The organism is Methylobacterium thuringiense (assembly GCF_022179645.1).
GTDB lineage: Bacteria > Pseudomonadota > Alphaproteobacteria > Rhizobiales > Beijerinckiaceae > Methylobacterium > Methylobacterium thuringiense.
Genome location: NZ_BPRA01000026.1, coordinates 1 through 10,038 on the forward strand (window position 1 = coordinate 1; position 10,038 = coordinate 10,038).

Genomic DNA, 10,038 nt, shown 5'->3' on the forward strand with positions numbered 1-10,038 from the left:
GCCATTGCAGCATCGGGGCCGCTCCGGCGCGCACCCCTCGAACCTGCTCGGGGAGGTGCATATATCTAACTATATCACTGATGCATAACTGAGGATGGGGCATTTTGATCTCGCGTGCCCGAATAAGCGGGCCGGCAAGTAAGTTTATGATCCGAGATCGCATCCGATCACAAGTCAGTTAGTCTGTAAGAAAAACATTTTATAACTGTTGCGGAATAAGCGGTGCATATTCCTAGCATCTCGCCGGGGGCAAGCGCTTCAGGGGAAAGAACGCGACCGTCGTTTCGATAGCCCATTATGATGCTGGATTTTCAGGCAGTCGGTGTGGCGTTGACTGCTAGTCTAATGTCGGGCCATCTCGATGCTGTACCTTGTGTTCCGAGGATTTCGGCGATGACTCCATCTGCGGCCGCCATAGTTGGCTACACGGGGTTTGTCGGATCGAATCTTCTCGCCCACCCATCGCGTACGCTGCGATACGAGTCCCTCTTCAACTCCAAAAACGTGGCCGATCTTGGCGATCGATCCTACGAGGCCGTGGTCTGCAGCGCCGTACCCGCAATCAAATGGTTAGCTAACAAGAACCCTAGCGAGGACTGGGCGCAGATATCCGGCTTGCTCGCGCAGCTGAGAAATCTGCGAACCGATCGGTTCATTCTCATATCGACCGTCGACGTCTATCCAGATCCGGCGGGCAGGAATGACGAAGGCTATGACTTCAAGGCCTATGCGGATCATGCTTACGGCCGTCATCGGCGCATGGTCGAGGAATGGGTGATCGAGAACTTTCCCTCGGCCCATACCATCATCCGGCTGCCGGCACTGTTCGGAGAAGGTTTGAAGAAGAACGCGCTTTACGATCTCATGACGAAAAATATGCTTGAGAAAATTAATTCTGATAGTGCCTATCAGTGGTATTCACTCGGCAGCCTGGCAGACGATCTCGATACGATTGTTGAAGTCGGCGTTTCCCAAATCAATCTCGTTACGCCGCCAATACAGATGAGGAAAATCCAAGAGCGTTTTTTTCCGGCAGACCAGATCGGAGGCTCTTACTCCGTGCCCGCGACATACGACGTGAGGACGGCGTACGCCGACGTTTTCGGACATCCGGGGGGCGGCTACATCGCGGATGAGGAAACGACGCTTCGGCACATGGAAGGTTTTCTGGCCGCAAGATGCGGGACAGCTGGATGATCTGCGGACAAAAATTCGCGCTGTCGAATCTGTGCTGGCCGATCGAAGAAGACCGCGCCGCGTTGCGGATCATCCGTGCACTCGGATACCGAGGGCTCGAACTTGCGCCGTTCAAGGTATTCGGCGGCTGGGACGGGGTGACGCGTGCCGACGTTGCGAACTACATGGATTTCGCAGCGTCGGAGGGCCTTAGTGTCATAGCCCTCCAGGGTATTCTCTTCGGTGCGAATCTCGATCCGATTTTTTTGGGACCAAAGGCGCGGCTAGCTTTGCTGAAGCATGCGACGCACGTCGCGCGGATGGCCGGCGAGTTCGGCGGCCTACCATGTGTGTTCGGTGCTCCTGGCTTGAGAAAGCTTCTCGATCTATCCGCTTCGGAGGCAGATCGTATTGCGATTCCGCTATTCCGGGAACTCGGAAGTATTTTCAAAGATCAGGGCTCGATCCTGGTACTTGAAGCAAACCCGGAACGCTATGGATGCGAGTACGTGACGAAGACCGGTGACGCCGTATCGCTCGTTGGCGAAGTCGATCATCCGGGATTTCGGCTCCACGTCGACACCGGTACTGTATGCATCAACGAGGAAAATGATGAGGCACTCGAGGCCTATGTCGGCACCGCCGCACATTTTCACATCAGCGAACCCAACCTGGATTCACTGTCCATCACGAACCCACGCCATCGGCAATTTGGTGATATCCTGCGGTCGTCTGCTTACGCGGACTGGATCTCCGTCGAGATGAAGCAACCCGTGGGCGATTGGCAAACGTGTCTCCACCGCTCGGCGCAAGTCATCGAGGCTTATTATGACGTCCAACCCGGTCACTGACACCGTCTATCCCGAAGGCGTCCCAAACTTCGTGGCGAATGAGCTGCGCGAGCGTGCACATCGGTACGCCGTCGTCATTCCGGTCATCAATGAAGGTTCGCGTATCAAGCGGCAGTTGACCGAGATGGAAGAGTTGCCGTTTCCGCTCGATATCGTGATCGCGGACGGAGGTAGCGATGACGGCTCACTCGACCCGGATCTGCTGAAAACCTTCCGTCACGTCCGTGCGGTCCTGACCAAGACCGATACCGGACGCTTGGGCGCACAGCTCCGCATAGCCTACGCCTGGTGCCTGCAGGGCGGCTATGCCGGCATCGTGACGATCGACGGTAACGGGAAGGACGGAGTTGCCGCCATCGCCGACTTCTTCGCCAAGCTCGATGCCGGATACGATCTTGTTCAAGGATCGCGATATGTCGCCGGCGGCGTCAGCGAGAATACGCCGGTCGACCGCTATGTCGCGGGCCGCTTCATCCATGCGCCGTTGATCAGTCTGGCCTCGCGCAGGTTCTGGTACACGGATACGACGAACGGTTTCCGGGCCTATTCGCGCAAGTTCCTCCTCGATGAACGCGTCGCTCCGTTCCGTCCGCTGTTCGACCGCTACCAGCTTCTGTTCTATCTCTCGATCCGGGCGCCGCAACTGGGTTTCCGTGTCTGCGAGACCCCGGTCGAGCGCCGGTATCCTGCCAACAAGGCCACGCCGACGAAGATTTCGGGCCTGCGCGGGCGGATGAGCATGCTTCTGGAGCTCGTCCATGTCGCCATCGGTCGATACGATCCGAAACAGTCCAAGCGCGCGGTTGCCCAAAATGTCTTTCAGGAATCTTGACAAGGGGCTGCTCGGCCGATTCTCGCTCGTTACGGCGGCCGGCTTCGTCGTGGATTTTCTTGTCGCCTTCGCGCTGATCCGTGCAGCCCAGGTCTCGGCGCCCACGGCGGCGTCGGCCGGATTCGTTGCCGGTTTCACCCTCAACTGTGTCCTGCATGACCGGTTCACGTATGGATCGTTTGCGGACAGGGTGTCATTCAAGCGAGGTGCTGGCATCCTAGCAGGTGCCCTGGCAGCACTGGCTACGCGATTGCTCGTGATCGTGACGCTCGAGTCCTTGTTCAAGCCGTCCGCCGACATAGCGTTCGTGCTCATAGTGCTCGCTGCCGGCGTGTCCTGCGTCGTGAACTTTTGCGTGAGCTCGATTGCAGTCCGTTCAAATGGGGCGCGCGCGAAGCTTCCAGCTGGGACGCAGGTCGAGGTCTAGTACCGTAAACAAACCGGTCATGATCAACGACCGTCTCCCTGACCGTCGAGAGGGGCTCCTCGAGGCCGGCGCGGATCTGCAACCCCAGTCGCATGGCTTTCAAATTGGCGAGCGCCCGTATCAAAACGGTTGTGCTTGGGATCGGTGTCCTCACGCCGGCTTGAGCGGCGCATGGATCTCCTGACGGATTGCGTTGGCGTCGTGGCTGTCGTTCTCCTGGAGCTAGCGACCCCAAGCCATCATCCTCTGCACAGAGGTGAAACCAGTGTCATCAAGATCTCAGGATCGACGTCTAGTGCGCGGCCCGCCAACTCCGCGACCGCCGGCTTCTTTCGGGCGCGTTCAGGAACGGCTTCTCTATGTAGCGGAAGCTCAGATAGGAAATAACGAGAACAGCCGTTAAATAACTTATCAGCACGATTGTGCCATATAGCTTCGCGTAAGGCTCGGAAACGGCGGCCGGCAAAAATTGCGAGCGAATATAAAGCAGCGGAAAATGGTACATGTAGATGCCATAAGACAATTCACCCAGCCATATCAGCGGAGCAATGGCAAAAAACGGAAGTCGGGACGGGGCGTTGTTCGCGCAGATGACGAGTGTGCTCGCGAGCAGCGCCAGGAAGCTGTACAGGACCACCTGGTCGGACGGGCTGCGCGTTTCTGCCGACAGCGCGGACCGTGCGACATCGGCGAAGGATGCCTCGATCACCAGCGCTCGGCTCGCGAAATATGACATCAGAGCAAGGATCAGCGCCGTGATGACGCCGAACCAGAAGCGTGTGCTCATTCGGGATGCCTTCTTCCGTAGACACGCAGCGAGACAGCCGGTCGAGAACGCATCGAAGTTACTGAAGGGGCACAGATAGACGATCGTTGCGATCTGACCCTCCGAATATCCGATTTTGTTCAGATATAAATTCAGGCAGAGCCGGCCGAGCGGACAGGCCAGGATGACGAGCACCAGCAGCCGAATTCGAGCAATACGGCTCAGGAGCAAGAATGCGAAAGGATAGACCACATAGAATTGCTCTTCGACGCACAAACTCCAAAGATGTCCGAATAGCTCCGTATGTTCGTACGCGGACATCATCCGGTAAAAGTTGTAAGTGAAGCTGAGGAGGAACGGCAAATGATCGAGCGCAGGCGGGACGTCCGATCGTCCGGCAAGCATCATGGCCGTGCAGATCAAGCATCCGCCCAATAAAATAACGACATACAGTGGAATAATACGTTTTGCCCGCTTCTGATAAAAAGTCAGTAAAACGCTGCGACCGTCCATATTGGACGAGAGCTTTTCCAGTGATAGCGTGATCACGAATCCCGAGATTGTGAAGAACAGCCAGACGCCGACCCATCCGAATGGAACGTGGCGTGTCAAGGCATGAAAAAGCACGACAAGGAGTACAGCTGCGCCGCGAAGGGCTTGGATCGCTGGCAGCTTGTTGCCGGCTGGCAACGCCGGGGCCGACAGCTTTCGATCATCTGCGCTGGCATGCGACCAAGGGTAAGCGACTACGTCTTCCTTGGACATGCGAGCTCGGCTTTCAATCGATCGAACAAGAACACTATGGCTCGTTCGAAAAATTATAAATCCCGACTTGGAATGCTGTGCTCATGAGGGAGCAGGATCCCGGTCTTTTAGGTTCTGAGTGCCGTATCCGATCCGATTGGATCGGCTCGGCGCTCTGGCCTGGTTGCGCGTTCTTTCGGCGGAGCAGTCTCGATGTCGTTCGAAAGCACGCCAGAACGAGACCACCGACTTTGCTTTTCTAGTTTTTTTTGGGGCTTTCCCCCAGAACGAGACCGTCCCAACAAAGAGCCTCTGTCGCGTCGATTTAACCCCTGGGGAATCTGCTACCGGGTCGTTGCATGTTTTTGTGCGCGATAACTGAACCGGTGACGGAACTCCGAAATCGGTTGTTCGATGAAGTAATAAGAGGCTGCGGAGGCAAGCAAAGTGACCGTAGACCAGAGAACGAAGTTTTGCCACCACTCTCCTGAGCTTACGGAGAGCATTGACCGCGCTGCGTAGTGCCAGACGTAGATGGAGTAACTGAGCCTGCCAATCCAGTCTAACAGGGACGTGTTCAATACGACTTGGACAGCAGAAAACTTTTCAGAAAACAGGACGTTGACAATCACGATGAGGACGGCAGCGCTCAGCAGCGTATAGCGAATGGTCTCCCGGAAAAACTCGCTCCGGATCGCGAACCCTACGATGAGGAGAGCCAATGCTAGGCCGATCACGGGTGGCGTGAGCAGACGTCTCAGCAATGCCTGCCCCGCGTCGTACTCGCAGAGCGAGGCGAGCAGGACGCCGAACGCAATGGAATCGAACTGATATTGTGTCTCGTAGTAGAACACGTGTGTGGACAGGAGATCGGGCCTTGCTGTTGCTACGGCCAGCCGTAAGGACACACACAGGATTAGGATCGCTACGCAAACCAGGGACATCTTCCGTGGGTCGGCGCGAAGGAAAACGAACATGATCGGGAAGATAATATAGAAGTGCTCTTCGACCGATAGAGACCAGAAAATCGCGAATGGCATGGTGCCGCCGGTGTGGCCGGTTTGGCTTAGATGGCTGTAATAGTAGTTCGCGTAATATAACAGCGCGGAAGTAGGCTCCTGCCATACGATGCCATTGGGGTTGGTCTGGCTGTATATAAATAGCACAACTGCACAATAGACGATAACGACGGGATATAGACGAAAAAACCTGCGAATGTAGAAGCCTTTCAAATCGATGGAGGACTGCGCCTTCCACTCTGCATAGAGGAGGCGCGCAATCAGGAAGCCGCTGATCAGGAAGAAGACCCGGACGCCGAAGCCCCCCGGAAAAAATTTGCTGCTGATCGTGTGCGATAGGAAGACGATCAGAATACTAATGGCGCGCAGGCCGTTGAGGCTCGGAACGAAACCGTGCTCGGCCTGCATCGACTGCAACCGTAGGGAACGTGGCGCTTTCGCTAACACAGTCATAATCTAATCCGCTTCGTTCATGCGCCACAGATCAGGATTCATGCAGTTCGATTACTTTGCAGGACATTCGGCGATTTGTCCATAATATCGAGCTTCGGTACAATTCAGGTTGCCAATCTAACTGGACGCAGATCCGGCTTGGATCTGAAGATGTGCTTGATTGTATTGGAAATCGGATCGTGCTTGTCATGAAAGATGTCAAATTGCGTGGTGTGCTCAGGTATGTCGGTCCCTGGGCGTTGCTGTCCGTCGTCGTCGGTCTGACGATCGGCAAGTTCATCAAGGCAGGGAACGGATGCTCCGCGACCTCGATGAGGAGGGATCGCCCGCGTCCTCGTTGACGTCACGCGGCAGCAGCGATGTCCGCTCCAGGCCGCATCGGATTTGCGACGGGTTGAGCCGAACGGGCATGCGGAAGGCTGCAGGCCGGCGATCGCTACGGAGAGGTCATGCCGCTTGGGTCGTGCTCCTCGGGGCGCCCGCACGTGAGTCTCGAACGGTCGTCGCCGTTTCCCGGAGCGTGATCGTCATCGGCTACGAGGCACGGTCCTGGACGGAGGGAACGCTGATGCGAGGCGTCGTGCCGGAATCTGCGGCGACCTTGAGGTGGTTTTCCTTGAAGGGTATCGGCAGGGATGAAAAGGACTTCGCGCCGAACTGCGGAGACTTGGTCAGTTCGTGCGTGATCCGTTCGGCGAGGACCTGGACTTTTCCGAGCCTTCGGCAGGCGGCTTCGGCTGCGGCGGTGTCCTGCAGCGAGGAGAGCTCGATGGCGTCGAAGGCATCGAAGAGCCGTGTTCCGGCCTCTCTCCATTCTGGTCTGTTTTTGAGGACCTCGCAGAGTGCCTTGATCATGCGTGCGGAGAGCATTCCGGGTTCGTTGTTGGCGGTCTGCGTGACGCATTGCAGGGCGGTGATGAGGGTGTCGGCTCCGTAATGCTGGTGGCATCGGACGATGGCGCCGACGGCCATGGTCTGTCCGGCCTTCTGCTTGTCGACGGGGACGGGGTAGCGCAGCAGTTCGACCTCGGCGCAGGCGCAGACCTTGGCGATTTCGACGGCGCGGGGTTCGTTGGCGATGACGCCTGCGGCGTGCAGGGCCATGCGGGACATCGGCGTGGTGTCGCCGTTGATGGCCTTGAAGGCGGCGGCCTGTTCCTCGTGGTCTGCGATGACGACCTGGCAGGGGACGGTCTCGAAGCCGACGAGGGCGGCGGCGGTGGTGCGGTGCTGTCCGTCGATGATGGCGAACTTGCCGCCTTCGACGGGGGAGACGACGACGGGGGCGAAGAAGCGCCAGTTGAACTCGCGGGCGATGCGGTCGACGTTGCTGCGGCCGCGTCCGCAGATCGGGCGCTGGTAGCTCGGATCGACCACCAGCGTCGCGATCTGCAGCCACTGCAGCATCGGGGCCGGGCCCGCCGACACGTCGCTATGCGCGGTAAAGCTTTTCGTCGAGATCGGCAGCATGTCGTACCTCCGTCCAAAGCGCGCGCAAGCGAAGTGTCCCTTGCGCAGTGGGGTCTTCTGGGCGGGCATCTACAGGCAATATAACTTATGTTATTTATTTTTAGCTTGGCGATTCCACCGAACGTAAAGGGGCGATAGTTACTCTTTTTCTGGCGCGTCGATCGTCGAGTTAACTAACGAAAACTTAACTTGCGCGCTCAACATACGAAGCTTCCATCGCAACGCAATATACAATTTGCCGCGCGGTTGGATTTATCAGTTTACGGCTTGTGGATAGGTCCAGTTATTGTCTAATACTAGACATTTTACGGCAAAATAAGTTGTTCTTATTGCCGGTTTTAAGGGCGGATCGCTGCGCTTGTGACGTGCAAAGAGGCGCGTCGTGCGTATCTCAGATGCAAACCGGTTCAGAATCGCCGGTCGCCCGAGTGGCTATCGCGGAAATGGGATTCTCTCCGAGACTGGCCTCAAGCCTGTGGAAGATGTCCTCATGCGACGGGACAGCGCAGGGATGAAACAGTCGCCACCTGACGGCGCCCAATCCAGGTCTTGGTCGCTCTTGGATGGAAGGTTGCCGGAAAAACCCGTCCTACCGTGCGGATCACGGTCAGTTACTGTCGCGCACGCTTCCGGTATGGCGGCTCGAAGAACGGTCGGATCGAGCCGTTGAATTCTTTGGAGACGGAAAACCTGCACCTTCGTCGATCAATCTTCGCTTCGATTTTAGAGAAGCCGACCATCGAGAAGGGTGCGTCGGATTTGAAGAGCAGCGCCGGCCGAACCTTCGAACCCGGGCTCCCGTCGATTCCTGAGCAAGCGCACCGGAGCAGTGCGCTTGCCGCATTCCTCGCCGTCAACTGCCGAGGATGAAGTTGTTGGCGGTCAGGGTCGAGGCTCCGACAACGAATTGGAAATCGGGCTTGCTGTCCCCGTTCGTGTCCGCGCTCACCAGTTGAGTGCCGCCCTGCGTGCCGCGCTGGTAGTGCAACTGGCCGGCTTGGCCAGTGAAGGCGCCCGTTCCGATAAACGTGAAGCCCTGCATGCCCGAGATCAGGCTGTTGGCATCGATCGCAGACAGGTCGATCTGGTCGCCGTCGCCCGCGATCAGCTCGATGTAGTCGGGCGCGCTGGCCGGACCGAAATCGGCCAGGCTCTGGAACACGAAGCGGTCGGCGCCGGCACCGCCGTAGAGCAGGTCGGTACCAGGACCACCGATCAGCACATCGTTCCCGGCGCCCCCCGAGATGTAGTCGTTGCCGCCCCCGCCGTAGATGGTGTCGTTGCCGCCGTTGCCCCGCAGCGTATCGTTGCCGGAGCCTCCGTTGATGACGTTGCCGGCCTCGGTGTCGTTGATGGTGATGCCGGCCGCACTCGGCGTGTTGTTGGTGACGGCCTGGGCTGCGAGGGTGGCGGCGTCGTTTCCGGCGAGATCCTGGACGGCGAGGACGTCGTTGCCGGCTGTCGGGTCGGTATAGGCGACCGTGACCGCCTGACCCGATGTCACCGGCGCGGCCAGGGTCAGCGTCACGGTCCGGGCCGTGCTGTTGACGGCCACGCCGCTGACACTGGCGGCGCTCCCGGCCACGGTGACGGCGAAGGCACCGGCCGCCGGGACGTTGGTGGCGTCGAGAGCCTCGTTGTAGGTCAGCACCAAGCTGGCGCCGTTCACGGCGGCCGACTGAAACACCGGCGGGGTCGTGTCGGCCGGCGGCGGCGTGGTGTTGGCGACGCTCTGGGCCGCAAGGGTGGCTGCATCGTTGCCGACCAGATCCTGTACGGCGAGGGCGTCGTTGCCGGCTGTCGGGTCGGTATAGGCCACGGTGATCGCCTGGCCGGACGTCACCGGCGCGGCCAGGGTCAGGGTGACCGTTTGGGTCGCGCTGTTGACGGCAATGCCGCTCACAGCGACGGGGCTGCCGGCCACAGTGACCGCGAAAGTGCCGGCCGCCGGGACGTTGGTGGCGTCGAGGGCCTCGTTGTAGGTCAGCACCAAGTTGGCGCCGTTCACGGCGGCCGACTGGAACATCGGTGGGGTCGTGTCGGCAGGCGGCGGCGTGGTGTTGGCGACGCTCTGGGCCGCAAGGGTGGCTGCATCGTTGCCGGCCAGATCCTGTACGGCGAGGGCGTCGTTGCCGGCTGTCGGGTCGGTATAGGCCACGGTGACCGCCTGGCTGGACGTCACCGGTGCGGCCAGGGTAAGGGTGACCGTTTGGGCTGTGCTGTTGACCGCAACGCTGCTCACACCGACGGCGCCCCCGGCCACGGTGACCGCGAAGGCACCGGCCGCCGGGACGTTGGTG

8 protein-coding genes are annotated in these 10,038 nt (G+C 58.8%); 4 read left to right on the top strand and 4 right to left on the bottom strand.

Annotated elements, in window-relative coordinates:
* Positions 1-297 precede the first annotated feature (297 nt).
* From MFF07_RS21145 to MFF07_RS21160, 4 genes are read left to right on the top strand one after another with little or no spacing between them, the layout of a single operon-like run.
* Positions 298-1,197 (top strand): NAD-dependent epimerase/dehydratase family protein, encoded by a 900-nt coding sequence (locus MFF07_RS21145; protein ID WP_147820492.1) that lies wholly within the window; start codon positions 298-300, stop codon positions 1,195-1,197.
* Positions 1,194-2,027, top strand: coding sequence for a sugar phosphate isomerase/epimerase family protein (locus MFF07_RS21150; RefSeq protein WP_238232819.1), 834 nt, complete (start codon positions 1,194-1,196; stop codon positions 2,025-2,027). Before MFF07_RS21145 ends, MFF07_RS21150 begins: the two co-directional genes overlap by 4 nt.
* Positions 2,005-2,859: a glycosyltransferase family 2 protein gene (locus MFF07_RS21155; RefSeq protein ID WP_147820496.1), complete on the top strand. Its 855-nt coding sequence runs from the start codon at positions 2,005-2,007 to the stop codon at positions 2,857-2,859. Before MFF07_RS21150 ends, MFF07_RS21155 begins: the two co-directional genes overlap by 23 nt.
* Entirely contained in the window at positions 2,840-3,286 is a 447-nt protein-coding gene (locus MFF07_RS21160) for a GtrA family protein (RefSeq protein ID WP_187272662.1), read from the top strand. The genes MFF07_RS21155 and MFF07_RS21160 overlap by 20 nt, the downstream gene beginning before the upstream one ends.
* A gap of 292 nt (positions 3,287-3,578) precedes the next feature.
* On the opposite strand, the gene MFF07_RS21165 is transcribed toward MFF07_RS21160, so the two are convergent.
* The 4 genes from MFF07_RS21165 to MFF07_RS22590 all read right to left on the bottom strand — a co-directional run.
* Positions 3,579-4,817, bottom strand: coding sequence for an acyltransferase family protein (locus MFF07_RS21165; RefSeq protein WP_147820499.1), 1,239 nt, complete (start codon positions 4,815-4,817; stop codon positions 3,579-3,581).
* Between the two features lie 323 nt (positions 4,818-5,140).
* A complete protein-coding gene (locus tag MFF07_RS21170; protein WP_187272663.1) occupies positions 5,141-6,223 on the bottom strand; it encodes an acyltransferase family protein in 1,083 nt (360 codons plus the stop codon).
* Positions 6,224-6,802: 579 nt separating this feature from the next.
* Positions 6,803-7,738 carry a ParB N-terminal domain-containing protein gene (locus MFF07_RS21175; RefSeq protein ID WP_238232820.1) on the bottom strand — a complete coding sequence of 312 codons (936 nt, stop codon included), beginning with the start codon at positions 7,736-7,738 and terminating at the stop codon, positions 6,803-6,805.
* An 853-nt stretch (positions 7,739-8,591) separates the two neighbouring features.
* Positions 8,592-10,038: SwmB domain-containing protein (locus tag MFF07_RS22590; protein WP_283206837.1), on the bottom strand; the 1,447-nt coding region annotated here is incomplete at its 5' end.